The following is an 18138-nucleotide window of genomic DNA, read 5'->3' as shown; positions in this document are numbered from 1 at the left end:
GCAGGGAGGGAATCCATCAGACACCAGAGAACTGTCGAAGTCGGGGCGGTGTCGGATTGCGGGGTGTCCGCGGCATGGATGCCGCGGCCAAGCCTACAAGGACGTACTTGCGGCGTCCCCGCAATCCGACACCGCCCCGCCAACCCACGGATAGCCCGCTTTTGACGTTGATGTTGATGTTGATGTTGATGTTGATCCGGCAGGTGCAGGGCGCAGCCCTGCAGAAGCCAACCCTCAGCGCACCTGCTCCTGCTTGCGCACGATCGCCATCGCAATCTCCAGCGACTGCTCGTAGTTCAGACGCGGGTCTACGGTCGAACGATAGGCGCGTTCCAGGTCACGCTCGGTCAGTTCGCGCGCACCGCCGGTGCATTCGGTCACATCCTCACCGGTCAGCTCCAGATGCACGCCACCCAGACGGGTGCCCGCAGCCGCATGCAGATCGAAGGACATCTCGACCTCGCCGCGCACGTTGTCGAAGCGCCGCGTCTTGAAGCCGTTGGCGGTGCTCTCGGTATTGCCGTGCATCGCATCGCACACCCACAGCACGCGACGGCCATCGCGCTTGACCGCATCCAGCAACGGCGGCAACTTCTGCGCAATCTGCGCCGCGCCCATGCGATGGATGAAGCTCAGGCGGCCCGGCTCGTCATCCGGGTTGAGCACATCGATCAGACGCAGCAACTGGTCCGGCGTCACCGACGGGCCCACCTTGATCGCGATCGGGTTGCGCACGCCACGCAGGTACTCCACGTGCGCGCCATCCAGCGCGGCGGTCCGCATGCCGATCCACGGATAGTGCGTGCTCAGGTTCAACCAGCCCTGCTGGCGCGGCACCTGCCGGGTCAGCGCCTGCTCGTAGGGCAACAGCAGCGCTTCATGCGAGGTGTAGAAATCGATGCGGTTGAGGTTGTGCACGCGGGCCCCGGCCAGGGTCTCCATGAAGTGCACGGCATCACCGATCGAGGCCACCATCTTCTGGTACTCGGCGGCCAACGGCGAATGGCTCACCCATTCCAGGTTCCAGTATTCGGGATGGTGCAGATCGGCGAAGCCGCCATCGATCAGCGCCCGCACGAAGTTCATCGTCATCGCCGAATGCGCGTGGGCCTGCAGCATCCGCTTCGGGTCGGGCAGACGCGCCGCTTCGGTAAAGGCCGGCGCATTGATGACATCGCCACGGTAGCTGGGCAGGGTCACACCATCGCGGGTTTCGGTATCGGCCGAGCGCGGCTTGGCGTACTGCCCGGCAAAACGGCCGACGCGGATCACCGGCTGACGCAGGCCGTGCACCAGCACCAGGCTCATCTGCAGCAGCACCTTCAACCGGTTGGAGATCGTGCCCGATTCGCAGTCGCTGAAATTCTCCGCGCAGTCGCCACCCTGCAACAGGAAACGCTTGCCGTCCTGGGCGTCGGCCAGCTGCTGCTTCAGCGCCAGGATCTCCCACGAGGTCACCAGCGGCGGCAGCCGCTTCAGCTCGTGCAGCGCGGCATCCAGTGCCACCGGATCGGGATAGGTCGGCATCTGCAGCGCGGTCTTGCCCCGCCAGCTCTCCGGTGACCAGGCAGCGCCAGCAGCGATGGCGGCAGGATCGGGGGCGGGCGGAACGGCGGACAGGCTCATCACGGACATCCGGGGTGGGGGGCGGTCATGGTCGCAGAGCCAGCCGCTGACGCAAAGGGCCAGGCACCGCCATGACTGCCTGAACGGCGTGGAAAGGGGCCGCGTGATCGGCCAGAAACGGCATGGTCGCCACCGCTGGACAGGCGCATGATCGGCACGCAGTTGTTACGGAGTAACACTCCCTCATGGACCGGCCCCTTCCCTCTTCCCTGCCCATTTCCCATGAAGCCCTCCCTGCTCACCACCGCCATCACCTTCGCCCTGATCCTGGCCAGCCAACCCGTACTTGCCGCCGACACTGATTCCAGCGCGGCTGCGGTCAAGAACCTCGACGTGGTCACCGTCAGCGCCCAGCTCGACCAGGCCCGCAACGCCCTGTCCCCGGACATCGGCAGCAGCCAGTACCAGATCACCGCCGAGGACATCCAAAAGCAGCCTCTGGGCGCCTCCGCCCCGCTCAGCCAGGTGCTGCTGCAGGCCCCGGGCGTGGTCCAGGACTCCTACGGCGGCGTGCACGTGCGCGGCGACCACGCCAACCTGCAGTACCGCATCAACGGCGTACTGCTGCCCGAATCGATCTCCGGCTTCGGCCAGACCCTGGATGCCCGCACCATCAAGAGCATCCGCCTGATGGATGGTGCCCTGCCGGCACAGTTCGGTGAACGCACCGCCGCGGTGGTCGATATCACGACCCGCAGCGGGGCCGAGCTGGGCAACGGCGGCAGCGCCGGCATCACCGCCGGCTCGTTCGGCAAGGTCAACCCGAATGCCTCCTGGTGGGGCAACCAGGGCCGCTGGAGCTGGTTCCTGACCGGCAACTACGATCAGAACGAAGTCGGGCTGGAGAGCCCCACCAACTCACGCAAGCCGCTGCATGACGATACCCACCAAGGGAAGGCCTTTGCCGACCTGACCTATCTGGTCAACGACAACACCCGCCTGAGCGTGTTCGCCGGCTTCGCCAACAACCGCTTCCAGATTCCGGTCAACCCGGGGCAGACCCCGCAGTTCGGTTACCTGGACACCACCACCTTCGATTCCAGCCAGCTGGACGAAACCCAGCGCGAAACCACCCGCTTCGGCATGCTGGTGCTGCAGGGCACGCTGGGCCAGACCGCGTACCAGCTGTCGGCCGGCCAGCGCTACAGCGACGTGGCCTTCAACCCGGACATCGTCGGCGACCTGGTGTTCAGTGGCGTCGCCTCGCAGGTCCAGCGCAGCAACCGCGCCAACACCCTGCAGGCCGATTTCTCCACACCGCTGGGCGACAACCACACCTTACGCTATGGCCTGTATGGCAACTACGAACACGCCGCGGCCAACAACAGCAGCTGGGTCTTCCCGGTCGATGCCGATGGGCGGCAGACAAGCACCACGCCGCAGCTGATCCCGGACCGCAACGCCTTCCATGCCAGCACTGCCGCACTGTACGTGCAGGATGAGTGGCGGATAGGCGATGACTGGACGGTCAACTACGGCCTGCGCGGCGACCGCTTCAAGGCGTTCGGCCACACCGAGGGCCAGCTCAGCCCGCGCCTGGGCGTGGTCTGGAATGCCAGCGACAGCACCACAGTGCATGCCGGCTACTCGCGCTACTTCACCCCGCCCGCCAGCGAACTGGTTGCCGGCAGCGATCTGGCCCTGTTCGACGGCACCAGCAACCAGCAACCCGCCGGTGGCAGCAACACGCCGTTGTCCGAGCGCAGCGACTACTACGACATCGGCGTGTCACAGCAGATCGGCGACCACCTCACCCTCGGCCTGGATGCCTACGACCGCCGCGTCTCGCGCCTGCAGGACGAAGGCCAGTTCGGCGCCGCCTACATCTATTCCACCTTCAACTATCGGCGCGGCCACATCCACGGCCTGGAGTTCAGCGCCGACTACAGCAACGGGCCGATCAGCGCGTATTTCAACGCGGCCTACAACAAAGCCATGGGCACCCAGGTCATCACCAGCCAGTACAACCTCGATCCAGATGCATTGGCCTACGTACAGCAGAACTGGATCCATCTGGACCACGACCAGAAGCTGACTTCCTCCGGCGGCGTCAGCTACGCCTTCGCTGGCCACAACCGGGTGGGTGCGAACTACGTGTACGGCAGCGGCCTGCGTTCGGACATCGAGGGTGTGCCCAATGGCGGCGAGCTGCCGTCGTACCTTCAGGTCAATCTCAGCGCCGCGCATGACTTCAACGCCGACAGCGGCCATCCGCTGCATGTGCAGCTGGCCGTGCTCAACATGCTGGACCGCAGCTACCAACTGCGCGATGGCGGCGGCATCGGTGTGTTCGCGCCGCAATGGGGGCCGCGTCGCGGCGCCTATCTGAGCCTGCAGCAGGATTTCTGAGGTAGTGCCGGCCGCTGGCCGGCATCGCATGGGACTGCATCGCCCCCGGGGTTGCCGGCCAGCGGCCGGCACTACCGGAACGCAGTAGAGCCACGCCATGCGTGGCTGCCGATACGCAGTAGAGCCACGCCATGCGTGGCTCCAGACTGGGTCAGCGCTTGACCTTGCGCAGCGACACAACCAACGCCCACAGCGCCAGCAGCACGAACCACACGCCCGACCACATCGGCATGGTCAGACCGAGGAAGGTCCAGTCGATGTTGCCGCAGTTGCCGGTGCCGGTCAACACGGTGCGGAACACTTCCAGCGGCCCCATGGTCTCGCGCAGGAAGGCCAGTGGCGGGCCACAGGTCGCACCCATCTCCGGCGGCAGCATCTGCACGTAGACGTGGCGTGCGGCGATACCCACGCCCACGGCAGCGGCGATGAACGCGAGGATGCCGTAGGTCGCCCGCCCCGGACGGTTGGACGGCCCATGCAGGGCGCCGATCAGGAACAGCAGGCCCAGGGCGACGAACGCCAGGCGCTGGAAGATGCACAGCGGACACGGCTCCAGGCCCATCTTCAACTGCAGGAAGATGGCGTAGCCCAGCAGGCCCGCGCAGATCAGGAAGCCCAGCAGGAACTGGGCGCGGAAAGGCCAGCGCAGAGGATTCATCGGCAACGCTCGTGTAGTACGGACCGCAAGCGTAACCGAGAGTGCGCGCCGTTCGAACCGCCACAACGTCGCGCCCGTCGGAACGGTGCGGGGTCGGATCCCTTTGCGGATGCAAAGGGCTCTGACCCCGCAGAAACGGAAAAACCCGGCACGAGGCCGGGTTCTTCACCGAATGACGGGTGTAGCGCGTCGATTATTCTTCGACGGCTTCAGCCACGACCGGACGGTCAACCAGTTCGACGTAGGCCATCGGCGCGTTGTCGCCAGCGCGGAAGCCGCACTTCAGCAGGCGCAGGTAGCCGCCCGGACGGTTCGCGTAGCGCGGGCCCAGGATGGTGAACAGGTTGCCGACGGCTTCGTTGTCGCGCAGGCGAGCGAAGGCCAGACGACGGTTGGCGACGGAGTCGACCTTGGCCAGGGTGATCAGCGGCTCGGCGACGCGGCGCAGTTCCTTGGCCTTCGGCAGGGTGGTCTTGATCAGCTCGTGCTTGAACAGCGAGGCGGCCATGTTCTTGAACATCGCTTCGCGGTGGGCGCTGGTACGGCTGAACTTACGGCCGGATTTCTGATGACGCATGGTGATATTCCTTGGTTAATGATGTGGCTTTGCGGATCGTTGTCGCCTTCCTGGCGCTGCTGCTCGGACTGCGGTTGGTCCTGGCCATCCGTCCTGGACGACCTGCCCGCGAACCTTCGTTCGTCGTGGCGGTATTGCCTTGGTGCAATGGCCCCGTCGTTGCCGACGGGGCCATGCGGTCTTGCAGAAAGGCTATATCAGCCCAGCATGCCGTGGCTGGCGACGCCGGCCGGCGGCCAGTTCTCCAGCTTCATGCCGAGCGACAGGCCACGCTGGGCCAGCACTTCCTTGATCTCGGTGAGCGACTTCTTACCCAGGTTCGGGGTCTTCAGCAGCTCGACTTCGGTCTTCTGGATCAGATCGCCGATGTAGTAGATGCTCTCGGCCTTCAGGCAGTTGGCCGAACGCACGGTCAGCTCCAGATCGTCGATCGGGCGCAGCAGCACCGGATCCACGCCGTTGTTGGCCGGCTTCGCCGCACCGCGGTCGCGGTGGGTGAAGTCACCGAACACCGACAGCTGATCGCTGAGGATGTCGGCAGCGGTACGCACTGCTTCTTCGGCGTCGATGGTGCCGTTGGTCTCGATATCGATGACCAGCTTGTCCAGGTCGGTGCGCTGTTCGACACGAGCCGCTTCCACGGCATAGGCGACACGGCGGACCGGCGAGAACGAGGCATCCAGGACCAGGCGGCCGATGGCACGGGTTTCTTCGTCCGGACGACGACGCGCAGCAGCCGGCTGATAGCCGAAACCACGCTCGATCTTCAGACGCATGTTCACTGCCGTGTCCTTGGTCAGGTGGCAGATCACGTGGTCGCCGTTCAAGATCTCCACATTGTGGTCGACCTTGATGTCGGCAGCGGTGACAACGCCCGGACCCTGCTTGGACAGGGACAGAGTCGCGTTGTCGCCGGAGTGCATACGGATGGCCACGTCCTTCAGGTTCAGCAGGACTTCCAGCACGTCCTCCTGCAGACCTTCGACCGTGGTGTACTCGTGCAACACGCCGTCGATTTCGACTTCCGTGATGGCGAAGCCCGGGATGGACGACAGCAGCACGCGACGCAGGGCATTACCCAGCGTATGCCCGTAACCCCGCTCCAAAGGTTCGATAACGACCTTTGCACGGGTGTCGGTAATGCGTTCGATCTGCGGACCGCGAGGACGCAGAACCTGGTTGGCGGTAACCGTCATGTTGCGGGTTCTCCTAGTGAACCCCCGGCCGTCGCCGGGGGCTCTCCAATGTGAATTACTTCGAATACAGCTCGACGATCAGCGCTTCGTTGATGTCTGCAGGCAGATCCGAACGATCCGGAACAGCCTTGAAGATGCCGGAGAACTTGCCGGAATCCACTTCAACCCACGACGGGCTCAGGTCATGCTGGGCGGCGACGGTCAGGGCTTCCTGGACGCGCAGCTGCTTGGCAGCCTTTTCAGACAGAGCGATGGCGTCGCCAGCCTTGACCTGGTACGAGGCCAGGTTGACCGACTTGCCATTCACGGTGACGCCGCGGTGCGACACCAGCTGACGGGCAGCCGGACGGGTCACGGCGAAGCCCATGCGGTAGACAACGTTGTCCAGGCGGGTTTCCAGCAGCTGCAGGAGGTTCTCGCCGGTGTTGCCCTTCTTGGTCGAGGCCTTCTTGTAGTAGTTGCGGAACTGACGCTCCAGCAGACCGTAGATACGCTTGACCTTCTGCTTTTCACGCAGCTGGGTAGCGTAGTCGGACAGCTTGCCCTTACGGGCAGTGGCGCCATGCTGGCCGGGCTTCTGCTCCAACTTGCACTTGGAATCCAGCGCACGCGCCGGGCTCTTCAGGGACAGGTCGGCGCCTTCGCGACGGGCGAGCTTACAGGTAGGACCGATATAACGAGCCATTTCTTATCGCTCCCTTTAGACGCGACGCTTCTTCGGCGGACGGCACCCGTTGTGCGGGATAGGCGTCACGTCGATGATGTTGGTGATCTTGTAGCCGACGTTGTTCAACGAACGCACGGCCGACTCACGGCCCGGACCCGGACCCTTGATGCGGACTTCCAGCGACTTCACGCCGTAGTCCAGCGCAGCACGACCGGCCTTTTCGGCAGCCACCTGGGCTGCGAACGGGGTCGACTTGCGCGAACCGCGGAAGCCAGCGCCACCGGAGGTCGCCCACGACAGAGCGTTGCCCTGACGGTCGGTGATGGTAACGATGGTGTTGTTGAACGAAGCGTGGACGTGGGCAACGCCGTCGGTGACGACGCGCTTGATCTTCTTCTTGGTCTTAGCAGCAGGCTTAGCCATTTATATGTCCCTTACTTCCTGATCGCCTTGCGCGGGCCCTTGCGGGTGCGGGCGTTGGTACGGGTGCGCTGGCCACGCAGCGGCAGACCGCGACGGTGACGCAGGCCGCGGTAGCAGCCCAGGTCCATCAGGCGCTTGATCGCGATACCGATTTCACGGCGCAGATCGCCTTCCACGATGTACTTGCCGACTTCGGCGCGCAGGCGCTCGATTTCCGGCTCCGACAGATCGCGGATCTTGGTGGTCGAAGTGACGCCTGCGACTTCGCAGACCTTCTTCGAACGGGTACGGCCGATGCCGTAAATGCTTTGCAACCCGACCCAGACATGCTTCTGGGCTGGCAGGTTGACGCCTGCAATACGCGCCATGACGCGGTTCTCCAGCTGAGTGATGGCCGACAGCGCGCTCAAGGCACGCCGATCCGGCAGGATGGATCAAAAAAGTGAACCAGTGATACTAACAAGGTTCCGGTTTACTTGGAAGCCCGTGAAACCAGAGGTTTCATGAACCCGGCCCGGGGAGTGTGCCCAGGCTCCGGCGCCGGATGGGGTTGGACCTGGAGTTTCCTCCCGGGCCGCCCGCGCTACTCCAGCGCGGGACCACCTCATCACACCCCCACCCGGAACCGCTGCGGGGGCCGCCCTTCGTTTGTGTGGCCAGAGTCCGCGAAGCGGAGGACCATCACGTCAGGAAGACGAAAGTATAGCAGGCTAATCAGCCGCGAGCAAAACCACCGCGGTTGCCGCCCTTCAGGTTGGCCTTCTTCAGCAGGCTCTCGTACTGGTGGGACATCAGGTGCGCCTGCACCTGGGCGATGAAGTCCATCACCACCACCACCACGATCAACAGCGAAGTACCGCCGAAGTAGAACGAGGCATTCAGCTGCGTGCGCATCAGTTCCGGCAGCAGGCAGACGATCACCAGGTAAGCCGAACCGGCAGCAGTCAGTCGGGTCAACACGCCGTCAATGTAGTCGGCGGTGGCCTTGCCCGGACGGATGCCCGGAATCAGCGCACCCGACTTCTTCAGGTTGTCGGCGGTTTCCTGCGAGTTGAACACCAGCGCAGTATAGAAGAACGCGAAACCGGTGATCAGCGCAGCGAACACGATCATGTGCAGCGGCTCGCCCGGTCCCAGGGCATTGGCGACCTTCTGCAGGGTCTGGCCAAAGGTGCTCTGGTTGGCCGCCTGGCCGGACCACATGGCCAAGGTGGCCGGGAAGGCCAGCAGGCTCGAGGCGAAGATCGCCGGGATGACACCGGCCATGTTCAGCTTCAGCGGCAGGAACGAGGTCTGGTTCATGTACGCGTTGCGACCGCCCTGGCGGCGCGCGTAGTTCACCGTGATCCGGCGCTGGCCGCGTTCGACAAACACCACGAAGAAGGTGAAGGCGAGCACGACGATGGCGATCAGCAGCAGCTGGATGAACTGGATGTTGCCGTCGCGGTAGGCGTCGAAGGTGTGGATGACCGCGCCCGGCAGGCCCGCCACGATACCAGCGAAGATGATCAGCGAGACGCCGTTGCCGATGCCGCGCTCGGTCACCTGCTCACCAACCCACATCAGGAACATGGTGCCGGCGGTCAGTGCGACCACGGCAGTGAGCACGAAGCCCATGCCCGGCATGTACACGACCGGTGCGCCGGTCGGCGACACCTGGCCCTGCAGCGCCAGCGCGATCGAACCGCCCTGCACCACTGCGAGCAGCACGGCGCCGATGCGCGAATACTGGGTGATCTTGCGGCGGCCGGACTCACCTTCCTTCTGCATCGCCTTCAAGGCGGGGAAGATGTGCACAGCCAGCTGCATCACGATCGATGCCGAAATGTACGGCATCACGTTCAGCGCGAAAATGCTGAAACGGTGCAGGGCGCCGCCCGAGAACATGTTGAACATGTCCACGATGCCGCCGCCCTGCTGTTGCATCATGGCAAGCATGGCATCGGGATTGACGCCCGGCACCGGCACGTAGCAGCCGATGCGATAGACGATCAAAGCCCCGACGACGAACAGCAAACGTTGGCGAAGTTCAGTGAACTTGCCCATTCCGCCCGCGAGGTTACCGATGCCAGCTTGCGCCATGATTCTCTTACTCCGTTACGCTGCCGCCGGCAGCTTCGATCGCAGCCTTGGCACCAGCCGTGGCAGCAACACCCTTCAGGGTGAACGCCTTGGTCACTTCGCCCTTGACGACGACCTTGGCCTTCTTGGCAGTGCTCGGAACCAGCTTGGCAGCACGCAGGGCAGCGAAGTCGATCTCGCCGGCCGGCAGCTTGTCCAGCTGGTACAGCAGCACTTCAGCGGTGTCCTTGGCGATCGGCGAACGGAAGCCGATCTTCGGCAGACGACGCTGCATGGGGGTCTGGCCGCCTTCGAAGCCAGCCTTGATCTTGCCGCCACCCTTACGGGCGAACGAACCCTTGTGGCCGCGGCCGCAGGTCTTGCCCAGGCCGGAACCGATACCGCGACCGACGCGGGTACGTTCCTTGCGGGCGCCCGGTGCCGGGCTCAATTCATTCAGATGCATGGTCATTGGATTATTCCTCAACCTTGACGAGGTAGTGGACCTTGTTGATCAGGCCGCGAACCTGCGGGCTGTCCTTCAGTTCACGCACATCGTTCAGCTTGCCCAGACCCAGCGCACGCACCGACAGGCGATGACGCGCCTGGGCACCACGCAGGCCGCGAACCAGACGGACCTTGACGGTCTTGGTGGTTTCATTAGCCATGGTTGAGATCCTCCACCTTCTTGCCGCGCTTGGCCGCGATACGAGCCGGCGACTGCGCTGCAGTCAGGCCCTTCACGGTGGCACGCACCAGGTTGATCGGGTTGCGCGAACCGGTGGCCTTGGCCAGCACGTTCTTCACGCCCACTGCTTCCAGGACGGCGCGCATGGCACCACCGGCAATGACGCCGGTACCTTCGGAAGCCGGCTGCATGAACACGCGCGCTGCGCCGTGACCATCCTTGATGGTGTGCCACAGGGTGCCGTTGTTCAGATCGACGGTGACCTGGTTCTTGCGAGCCTGCTCCATCGACTTCTGGATGGCGACCGGCACTTCGCGGGCCTTGCCATAACCGAAACCGACCTTGCCTTCGCCGTCGCCGACAACAGTCAGGGCGGTGAAGGTGAACTGACGGCCACCCTTGACGGTCTTGCTGACGCGGTTGACCGCGACCAGCTTTTCGATCATGCCGTCGTCGACTTTCTCTTCGCGGTTACGGTCGCGATCGCGACCCCGCTGCTGACGTTCTTCTGCCATGTTTATTCCTTGGTTGTTGGGTTATGTACGGCTCGAGGCCGCTTATGGTTGTGGAGTGGTGCGTTGTTGCGGTGGGCCGCTGCAGAAGAGCGGCGCCGCCCAGCCTCACTCAGGCTGGCGAGCAGGCGGGCATGGGGACCGAAGTCCCCTGCCCTGATCCTTAGAACTGCAGGCCGGCTTCGCGGGCAGCGTCAGCCAGGGCCTTGATGCGGCCGTGGTAACGGTAACCCGAACGATCGAAGGCAACCTTCTCGACGCCGGCGGCCTTGGCGCGCTCAGCGACGATGCGGCCAACCTTGGCGGCGGCATCGGCGTTCTTGCCGTTCTTCAGGCCTTCCTTGATGTCGGCCTGGGTGGTGTTGGCAGCAGCCAGCACCTTCGAGCCGTCAGCGGTGAAGACCTGTGCGTACAGGTGCTGGCCGGTGCGCAGCACCGACAGGCGGGCCACACCGAGCACACGGATGTGGGCACGGGTCGACTTGGCGCGACGCAGGCGGGCGATGTTCTTGTTCATGATGTTTTTTCCTTGAAAGCTGAAGGTTGGGCTTTTCCCTGGAAAGTCCGCAATGGATGTGCGGGCTCTTGCGAGGGACTCGCGCTTACGCCTTCTTGGCTTCCTTACGGATGATGACTTCGTCGGAGTACTTCACGCCCTTGCCCTTGTACGGCTCCGGCTTGCGGAACGCACGGATCTTGGCGGCAGCTTCACCGACGGCCTGCTTGTCAGCGCCCTGCACCAGGATTTCGGTCTGGGTCGGGGTGGTGATGGTGATGCCTTCCGGCGCCACGAACACGATCGGGTGCGAGTAGCCCAGCGACAGGCTGAGGTCCTTGCCCTGCATCGCAGCACGGTAACCCACGCCGACCAGCTCAAGCTTGCGCTCGAAGCCTTCGGAAACACCCTTGACCATGTTGGACAGGATGGCGCGGACGGTACCGGTCAGCGGGATCAGGTCCACGTTGTCGGTGCTCAGGGTGGCAACGCCGTTTTCGACATTGATGTTGATACCAGCCGGCTTGGCCAGCGACAGGGTGCCCTTCGGGCCCTTGGCGATGACGTTGTCGTTCTGGACGTTCAGTTCAACCTTACCCAGGTCGATCGGCTTCTTGGCTACACGGGACATGGTCTACTCCTTTCGCCTTAGGCCACGAAGCACAGGACTTCGCCGCCGACGCCCAACTGGCGCGCCTGCGCATCAGTCATGATGCCCTTGGAGGTGGAAATGATGGAAATGCCCAGGCCGTTCATGACCTTCGGCAGTTCGCTCTTGCCGCGGTACTGGCGCAGGCCCGAACGCGAGAAGCGCTTCAGGGTCGCGATGACCGGCTTGCCTTCGAAATACTTCAGCACGATTTCCAGCTCGGACTTGTTGTTCTCGAGCGCGGTCACGCGCAGGTCGGCGATGTAACCCTCGTCCTTCAGGACCTGGGCGATCGCAACCTTGATCTTGGACGACGGGGCTTTCACCGTCTGCTTGCCAACCGCTGCCGCATTCTTGATGCGGACCAGCAGGTCGGCGATGGGATCAGTCATGCTCATATGAGTACCTTTGAGTGCACCGATATCCGCTTTCGCGAAAATCTGTTGTCTCCTGGAAACGGGCCAGGCCCCCTCCCCTACGCGTTGCGCAGAGCAAGACGCGGGAGTATACGCCAAAAGAGCCCGACTTGCGTCGGGCTCTTCGGTTTTTTGCAGAGGGAAAGCTGAACGTCCCCTCTCCCCGGCTGCGAGGGCCCCCGAAGGCACCCTCGCTGGCAGGACCGGCTGGTATTACCAGCTGGCCTTGCGCAGGCCCGGAACGTCGCCACGCATGGTGGCTTCGCGCAGCTTGTTGCGACCCAGGCCGAACTTGCTGTACACGCCACGCGGGCGGCCAGACAGTTCGCAACGGTTGCGGTGGCGGCTCGGCGACGAATCGCGCGGCAGCTTCGACAACTTGGTGGAGGCCTCGATCTTCTCTTCGTAGCTCGCGTCCGGGGAGGACACGATCTTCTTCAGAGCAGCACGCTTGACAGCGAACTTTTCAGCCAGTTTCTTCCGCTTGATGTCGCGGTTGACCATGGAGGTCTTTGCCATTTCGGTTTCCTCGACGAATCAGTTACGGAACGGGAACTTGAACGCTGCCAGCAGCGCCTTCGCTTCCGCGTCGGTCTTCGCAGTGGTGGTGATGGCGATATCCATACCGCGGATCGCGTCGACAGCGTCGAAGTCGATTTCCGGGAAGATGATCTGTTCCTTCACACCCATGTTGAAGTTGCCGCGACCGTCGAAGGAACGACCGGAAACACCACGGAAGTCGCGCACGCGCGGCAGCGAGATGTTGATCAGGCGGTCCAGGAACTCGTACATCTTGTGGCGACGCAGCGTGGTCTTGCAGCCGATCGGCCAACCATCACGGATCTTGAACGATGCCACCGAGATACGCGACTTGGTGACGATCGGCTTCTGGCCCGAGATCTTGGTCATGTCGCCAACGGCGTTTTCCAGGATCTTCTTGTTGGTGGCCGCTTCGCCGACACCCATGTTCAGGGTGACCTTGACCAGCTTCGGCACCTGCATGGAATTGGTGTAACCGAACTGCTTCATCAGCGCCGGCACCACTTCTTCCTTGTAAAACTTTTCGAGACGGGAAGTCATCTTCTCATTCCTCAGGCGTCGAGCGCCTCACCGCTGGAGCGGAACACACGCAGTTTGCGTCCATCCTCCAGCACCTTGAAGCCAACGCGCTCGCCCTTGCCCGAAGCCGGGTTCAGCACATTCACGTTGGAGATATGGATCGACGCTTCACGCTCGACCACGCCGCCGGCAACACCTGCCTGCGGGTTCGGCTTGGTGTGGCGCTTGACGATGTTCACGTTGGCGACGACCAGACGGTCGCCATCGACGCGGACGACTTCGCCCTGCTTACCCTTGTCCTTGCCAGCGTTGACGACAACCTGGTCGCCCTTCTTGATACGGTTAGCCATGATTATCTCCTGTCGCTCACAGCACTTCGGGAGCGAGCGAGACGATCTTCATGAACTTCTCCGAACGAAGTTCACGAGTCACCGGCCCGAAGATACGGGTCCCGATCGGCTCCTGCTTGTTGTTAAGCAGAACGGCAGCGTTGCCGTCGAAGCGGATCAGCGAGCCGTCGGCGCGACGCACACCCTTGCGGGTACGCACCACGACGGCGTCATACACTTCACCCTTCTTGACCTTGCCGCGCGGAATCGCATCCTTCACGGTGACCTTGATGATGTCGCCGATGCCGGCGTAACGGCGCTTGGAACCACCCAGCACCTTGAAGCACATCACTCGCTTGGCACCAGAATTGTCGGCGACGTCAAGGTAGCTCTGCATCTGGATCATGATTCAGACTCCTTATTCAGCCGCACGCGTGATGACTTCCACCACGCGCCAGTTCTTGGTCTTGGACATCGGAGCAATCTCGGTCACGCGGACGACATCGCCTTCCTTGCAGGCGTTGTCGGCATCGTGGGCGTGCAGTTTCGTCGAGCGCTTGATGTACTTGCCGTACAGTGCGTGCTTGACCTGACGCTCGACCAGGACGGTAACCGTCTTGTCCATCTTGTTGCTGACGACACGGCCTTCGACCGTGCGCAGCGCTTTGTTTTCAGTATTGTCGCTCATAGCGGCCATCCTTACTTCGTGCTGCCGAGCAGGGTCTTGACGCGAGCAATTTCGCGACGCACCCGGCGGATGTCGTGTGTCTTCGGCAGCTGGCCGGTGACCTGCTGCATACGGACAGAGAACTGTTCCTTACGCAGGTCGATCAGGTGGGCCTTGAGGTCGTCAGCCGACTTTTCACGGAGAGTTTTGATATCCATCAGCGCACCGTCCGGGTCACGAAAGTGGTGGTGACCGAGAGCTTGGCAGCGGCCAGGCGGAACGCCTCGCGTGCCACTTCCTCGGTAACACCCTCGATTTCATAGATCATGCGGCCGGGCTGGATCTGGGCCACCCAGTATTCCACGTTGCCCTTACCCGAACCCATTCGAACTTCGATGGGCTTCTTGGTGATGGGCTTGTCGGGGAACACTCGGATCCACATCTTGCCGCCGCGCTTCACGTAGCGGCTGATCGAGCGGCGAGCCGCTTCGATCTGACGCGCGGTCAGCTGACCGTGGGCGGTTGCCTTCAGGCCGTACTCGCCAAAGCTGACAGCGTTTGCGCTCCAGCTGAGGCCTTCGTTACGGCCCTTGTGCACCTTGCGGTACTTGGTTCGCTTGGGTTGCAACATTGTCGTTACCTCGCTTCACGAGCCGGGCGCTGACGGTCACCGCGGTCGCCGCGATCATGACGATCGTTGCGCGACGGGGTGTCGTCCTGCTTTTCCTGGCCAACCTGGGAGAAATCGAAGACCTCGCCCTTGTAGATCCAGACCTTGATGCCGATGATGCCGTAGGTCGTCTTGGCTTCAGCGAAGCCATAGTCGATGTCGGCACGCAGCGTGTGCAGCGGCACGCGGCCTTCGCGGTACCACTCCGAACGGGCGATTTCTGCACCGTTGAGGCGGCCACCGACGTTGACCTTGATGCCCAGGGCACCCAGGCGCATCGCGTTGCCGACCGAGCGCTTCATTGCACGGCGGAACATGATGCGACGCTCCAGCTGCTGCGCGATCGATTCGGCAACCAGCTGTGCGTCCAGCTCGGGCTTGCGCACTTCGGTGACGTTGATGTGCGCCGGGACGCCCATCATCTCGCTCACTTCCTTGCGCAGCTTCTCGATGTCCTCACCGCGCTTGCCGATCACCACGCCCGGACGGGCGGTGTGGATCGTCACGCGAGCGGTCTTTGCCGGACGCTCGATCAGGATCTTGCTGATGCCGGCCTGAGCCAGCTTCTTGCGCAGCATTTCGCGCACTTTCAGGTCGGCTGCCAGGTAACCAGCGAACTCGGCCTTGTTGGCGTACCACTTGGAGTTCCAGTCCTTGGAAATGCCGAGGCGGATACCAATCGGATGAACTTTATGACCCATGGTCTTTTCCTTATCCGCTTACTTGGCGGCGCCAACAACCACAGTGATGTGGCTGGTGCGCTTGAGGATGCGGGTACCGCGGCCTTTCGCCCGCGCCATGAAACGCTTCAGGGTCGGACCTTCATCTACCATGATGGTCTGAACCTTCAGCTCGTCGACGTCGGCGCCCTGGTTGTTCTCGGCATTTGCAATAGCCGACTCCACCACCTTCTTGATCAGGTGGGCAGCCTTCTTGTCCGAGAACTTCAGCAGGTTGACGGCACGCTCGGCCGGCAGACCGCGCACCTGGTCAGCGACCAGACGTGCCTTCTGCGGGGAGATGCGCGCGGTGCGCAGGATGGCTTTCGCTTCCATTGTCATCTCTCCTTACTTGCCCGACTTCTTGTCACCACCGTGACCCTTGAAGGTCCGGGTGATGGCAAATTCGCCGAGCTTGTGGCCGACCATGTTCTCGTTGACGAGAACCGGGATGTGGTTCTTGCCGTTATGCACGGCAATGGTGACGCCTACCATGTCAGGCAGGATCATCGAACGACGCGACCAGGTCTTGATCGGACGCTTGCTACCCGCAGCGGCAGCCACCTTAGCAACCAGGTGGTGATCGACAAACGGGCCCTTCTTGAGTGAACGTGCCATGGTCGATTAGCCCCTACGATCGCGGACGATGAACTGCTGAGTGCGCTTGTTATGGCGCGTCTTGTAACCCTTGGTCGGAACACCCCACGGGGTGACCGGATGCGGGTTACCCTGGCCGGCCTTCGCCTCACCACCACCGTGCGGGTGGTCAACCGGGTTCATGGCAGCACCACGAACGGTCGGGCGGACGCCGCGCCAGCGCTTGGCACCGGCCTTGCCCAGCTTTTCCAGGCTGTGCTCGTCGTTGCCGACTTCGCCGATGGTCGCGCAGCACTCGACCGGAACCTTGCGCATTTCACCCGAGCGCAGGCGCAGGGTGGCGTAGATGCCTTCACGAGCAACCAGCTGCACGGCAGCACCTGCAGCGCGGGCGATCTGGGCGCCCTTGCCCGGCTTCAGCTCGATGCAGTGGATGGTGGTACCGACCGGGATGTTGCGCAGCGGCAGGGTGTTGCCCGCCTTGATCGGAGCATCCGAACCAGCGATCACCTGATCACCAGCCTTCAGACCCTTCGGGGCGATGATGTAGCGGCGCTCGCCGTCGACGTAGCACAGCAGGGCGATGTGGGCGGTGCGGTTCGGATCGTATTCGATGCGTTCCACGCGCGCCGGGATGCCCAGCTTGTTGCGCTTGAAGTCAATCAGGCGGTAGTGCTGCTTGTGGCCACCACCGACGTGACGCACGGTGATGCGGCCGTGGTGGTTGCGACCACCCGAACGGCTCTGCGACTCGACCAGCGGAGCGTGCGGAGCGCCCTTGTGCAGGTCGGGAGTAACCACGCGCACGGCCGAACGGCGACCGGGAGAAGTGGGCTTGAATTTCATCAATGGCATGGGATGTACCTCAGGCCTTGGCCGTTACATCGATCGACTGGCCGTCGGCCAGGCGAACGTACGCCTTGCGCCAATCGCCGCGGCGGCCAGCACGGTTACGGAAGGACTTGTTCTTGCCCTTGACGTTGACCACGTTGACTGCTTCGACCTTGACGTCGAACAGCTGCTCAACCGCGGCCTTTACATCGGCCTTGGTGGCTTCGTTCGAAATTTCGAAGACGTACTGATTGGAGAGTTCCTGCAGGCGCGCGGTCTTTTCGGAGACACGCGGGGCGAGCAGCACGCTGAAGATTTTTTCGTTGCTGTTCATGCCAGCCACTCCTCGACCTTCTTGACCGCGTCAGCGGTGATGACGACCGTGTCGGCACCGACCAGCGACACCGGATCCAGGCCCTGGACGTCACGCACTTCCACGTAGGGAATGTTGCGCGCCGACAGGTACAGGTGCTCGGAGGCTTCTTCAGTGACGATCAGCGGGCGCTTGCCCACTTCCAGGCCGGCCAGCTTGGCGATCAGAGCCTTCGTGTTGGTCGCTTCGACATCGAAGGACTCCACGATGGTCAGACGGCCCTGACGGTTCAGCTCGGACAGGATCGCGCACATGGCGGCACGGTACTGCTTACGATTGACCTTCTGCTCGAAGCTGCGCGGCTTTGCCGCGAAGGTGACACCGCCGCCGACGAAGATCGGAGCCGTCAGTGCGCCATGACGCGCGCCGCCGCCCTTCTGCTTCTTCGACTTCTTGGTGGTACCTGCCACTTCGGAGCGAGTCTTCTGCGCCTTGGTGCCGGCGCGACCGGCGTTGCGGTAAGCAACGACGACCTGGTGAACCAGATCTTCGCTGAAATCGCGACCGAACACGGCGTCGGAGACCGAGACCTTGTTATTGCTACCCGTGATAACGAGTTCCATCGTCATCTCTCC

Annotated in this window: 28 protein-coding genes; 1 reads left to right on the top strand and 27 read right to left on the bottom strand. The window is 63.0% G+C overall.

From position 1 onward, the window contains the following. Positions 1–234 precede the first annotated feature (234 nt). Positions 235–1626: a class II 3-deoxy-7-phosphoheptulonate synthase gene (locus ACEF39_RS04035; protein ID WP_500287040.1), complete on the bottom strand. Its 1392-nt coding sequence runs from the start codon at positions 1624–1626 to the stop codon at positions 235–237. A 222-nt stretch (positions 1627–1848) separates the two neighbouring features. Here ACEF39_RS04035 and ACEF39_RS04030 point away from each other — a divergent pair, with 222 nt between their 5' ends. Then, positions 1849–3975, top strand: a complete 2127-nt coding sequence (locus tag ACEF39_RS04030; protein WP_500287039.1) for a TonB-dependent receptor — start codon at positions 1849–1851, stop codon at positions 3973–3975. Positions 3976–4126: 151 nt separating this feature from the next. Here the strand turns inward: ACEF39_RS04030 and ACEF39_RS04025 are convergent, their stop codons facing one another. From ACEF39_RS04025 to rplD, 26 genes are all read right to left on the bottom strand, one after another. Further along, complete coding sequence (locus tag ACEF39_RS04025) at positions 4127–4633, bottom strand: disulfide bond formation protein B (protein ID WP_089239011.1); 507 nt, start codon at positions 4631–4633, stop codon at positions 4127–4129. A gap of 193 nt (positions 4634–4826) precedes the next feature. After that, positions 4827–5210, bottom strand: coding sequence for a 50S ribosomal protein L17 (gene rplQ / locus ACEF39_RS04020; protein ID WP_025879321.1), 384 nt, complete (start codon positions 5208–5210; stop codon positions 4827–4829). Between the two features lie 197 nt (positions 5211–5407). Beyond that, entirely contained in the window at positions 5408–6406 is a 999-nt protein-coding gene (locus tag ACEF39_RS04015; protein ID WP_025879320.1) for a DNA-directed RNA polymerase subunit alpha, read from the bottom strand. 55 nt (positions 6407–6461) lie between these two features. After that, positions 6462–7091, bottom strand: coding sequence for a 30S ribosomal protein S4 (gene rpsD, locus ACEF39_RS04010; protein WP_025879319.1), 630 nt, complete (start codon positions 7089–7091; stop codon positions 6462–6464). A gap of 15 nt (positions 7092–7106) precedes the next feature. Next, entirely contained in the window at positions 7107–7496 is a 390-nt protein-coding gene (gene rpsK, locus ACEF39_RS04005) for a 30S ribosomal protein S11 (RefSeq protein ID WP_004145443.1), read from the bottom strand. A gap of 11 nt (positions 7497–7507) precedes the next feature. Beyond that, positions 7508–7864, bottom strand: coding sequence for a 30S ribosomal protein S13 (gene rpsM, locus ACEF39_RS04000; protein ID WP_025879318.1), 357 nt, complete (start codon positions 7862–7864; stop codon positions 7508–7510). A gap of 346 nt (positions 7865–8210) precedes the next feature. Then, a complete protein-coding gene (gene secY, locus ACEF39_RS03995; RefSeq protein ID WP_025879317.1) occupies positions 8211–9578 on the bottom strand; it encodes a preprotein translocase subunit SecY in 1368 nt (455 codons plus the stop codon). A 7-nt stretch (positions 9579–9585) separates the two neighbouring features. After that, positions 9586–10029 (bottom strand): 50S ribosomal protein L15, encoded by a 444-nt coding sequence (rplO, locus tag ACEF39_RS03990; protein ID WP_089239007.1) that lies wholly within the window; start codon positions 10027–10029, stop codon positions 9586–9588. A 4-nt stretch (positions 10030–10033) separates the two neighbouring features. Further along, positions 10034–10225: a 50S ribosomal protein L30 gene (gene rpmD, locus ACEF39_RS03985; protein WP_089239005.1), complete on the bottom strand. Its 192-nt coding sequence runs from the start codon at positions 10223–10225 to the stop codon at positions 10034–10036. Then, a complete protein-coding gene (rpsE, locus tag ACEF39_RS03980) occupies positions 10218–10760 on the bottom strand; it encodes a 30S ribosomal protein S5 (protein WP_025879314.1) in 543 nt (180 codons plus the stop codon). Before rpsE ends, rpmD begins: the two co-directional genes overlap by 8 nt. 160 nt (positions 10761–10920) lie before the next feature. Beyond that, entirely contained in the window at positions 10921–11274 is a 354-nt protein-coding gene (gene rplR / locus ACEF39_RS03975; RefSeq protein ID WP_025879313.1) for a 50S ribosomal protein L18, read from the bottom strand. An 85-nt stretch (positions 11275–11359) separates the two neighbouring features. Continuing rightward, positions 11360–11884 carry a 50S ribosomal protein L6 gene (rplF, locus tag ACEF39_RS03970; protein ID WP_089239003.1) on the bottom strand — a complete coding sequence of 175 codons (525 nt, stop codon included), beginning with the start codon at positions 11882–11884 and terminating at the stop codon, positions 11360–11362. Between the two features lie 17 nt (positions 11885–11901). Next, positions 11902–12300, bottom strand: a complete 399-nt coding sequence (rpsH, locus tag ACEF39_RS03965) for a 30S ribosomal protein S8 (protein ID WP_025879311.1) — start codon at positions 12298–12300, stop codon at positions 11902–11904. A gap of 231 nt (positions 12301–12531) precedes the next feature. Continuing rightward, positions 12532–12837 (bottom strand): 30S ribosomal protein S14, encoded by a 306-nt coding sequence (rpsN, locus tag ACEF39_RS03960; RefSeq protein ID WP_089239001.1) that lies wholly within the window; start codon positions 12835–12837, stop codon positions 12532–12534. 18 nt (positions 12838–12855) lie between these two features. Then, the gene (rplE, locus tag ACEF39_RS03955) at positions 12856–13398 is read right to left on the bottom strand and encodes a 50S ribosomal protein L5 (protein ID WP_025879309.1); all 543 of its coding nucleotides are present in this window, start codon (positions 13396–13398) and stop codon (positions 12856–12858) included. Positions 13399–13409: 11 nt separating this feature from the next. Next, positions 13410–13727: a 50S ribosomal protein L24 gene (gene rplX / locus ACEF39_RS03950; RefSeq protein WP_025879308.1), complete on the bottom strand. Its 318-nt coding sequence runs from the start codon at positions 13725–13727 to the stop codon at positions 13410–13412. Between the two features lie 16 nt (positions 13728–13743). After that, positions 13744–14112: a 50S ribosomal protein L14 gene (gene rplN / locus ACEF39_RS03945; protein WP_025879307.1), complete on the bottom strand. Its 369-nt coding sequence runs from the start codon at positions 14110–14112 to the stop codon at positions 13744–13746. Between the two features lie 12 nt (positions 14113–14124). Then, on the bottom strand, positions 14125–14394 hold the full coding sequence (rpsQ, locus tag ACEF39_RS03940) for a 30S ribosomal protein S17 (RefSeq protein ID WP_004145355.1): 270 nt from the start codon (positions 14392–14394) through the stop codon (positions 14125–14127). An 11-nt stretch (positions 14395–14405) separates the two neighbouring features. Next, the gene (gene rpmC / locus ACEF39_RS03935) at positions 14406–14591 is read right to left on the bottom strand and encodes a 50S ribosomal protein L29 (RefSeq protein WP_025879306.1); all 186 of its coding nucleotides are present in this window, start codon (positions 14589–14591) and stop codon (positions 14406–14408) included. Beyond that, positions 14591–15004 carry a 50S ribosomal protein L16 gene (gene rplP, locus ACEF39_RS03930; RefSeq protein WP_025879305.1) on the bottom strand — a complete coding sequence of 138 codons (414 nt, stop codon included), beginning with the start codon at positions 15002–15004 and terminating at the stop codon, positions 14591–14593. The genes rpmC and rplP overlap by 1 nt, the downstream gene beginning before the upstream one ends. Before the next feature lie 5 nt (positions 15005–15009). Beyond that, entirely contained in the window at positions 15010–15744 is a 735-nt protein-coding gene (gene rpsC / locus ACEF39_RS03925; RefSeq protein ID WP_004145350.1) for a 30S ribosomal protein S3, read from the bottom strand. Positions 15745–15762: 18 nt separating this feature from the next. Then, positions 15763–16098: a 50S ribosomal protein L22 gene (gene rplV, locus ACEF39_RS03920; protein WP_004145348.1), complete on the bottom strand. Its 336-nt coding sequence runs from the start codon at positions 16096–16098 to the stop codon at positions 15763–15765. A gap of 12 nt (positions 16099–16110) precedes the next feature. Further along, on the bottom strand, positions 16111–16380 hold the full coding sequence (rpsS, locus tag ACEF39_RS03915; protein ID WP_004145340.1) for a 30S ribosomal protein S19: 270 nt from the start codon (positions 16378–16380) through the stop codon (positions 16111–16113). A 6-nt stretch (positions 16381–16386) separates the two neighbouring features. Further along, a complete protein-coding gene (gene rplB / locus ACEF39_RS03910) occupies positions 16387–17214 on the bottom strand; it encodes a 50S ribosomal protein L2 (protein WP_025879304.1) in 828 nt (275 codons plus the stop codon). A 10-nt stretch (positions 17215–17224) separates the two neighbouring features. Next, complete coding sequence (gene rplW, locus ACEF39_RS03905) at positions 17225–17524, bottom strand: 50S ribosomal protein L23 (RefSeq protein ID WP_025879303.1); 300 nt, start codon at positions 17522–17524, stop codon at positions 17225–17227. Next, positions 17521–18126 (bottom strand): 50S ribosomal protein L4, encoded by a 606-nt coding sequence (gene rplD, locus ACEF39_RS03900; protein WP_025879302.1) that lies wholly within the window; start codon positions 18124–18126, stop codon positions 17521–17523. The genes rplW and rplD overlap by 4 nt, the downstream gene beginning before the upstream one ends. Between the last annotated feature and the right edge of the window lie 12 nt (positions 18127–18138).

Source organism: Stenotrophomonas indicatrix (assembly GCA_041545745.1).
In the GTDB taxonomy this organism is placed as follows: domain Bacteria; phylum Pseudomonadota; class Gammaproteobacteria; order Xanthomonadales; family Xanthomonadaceae; genus Stenotrophomonas; species Stenotrophomonas indicatrix_A.
The sequence above is the reverse complement of the archived record's forward strand: the minus strand, read 5'-3'. Positions and strand labels throughout refer to the sequence as shown.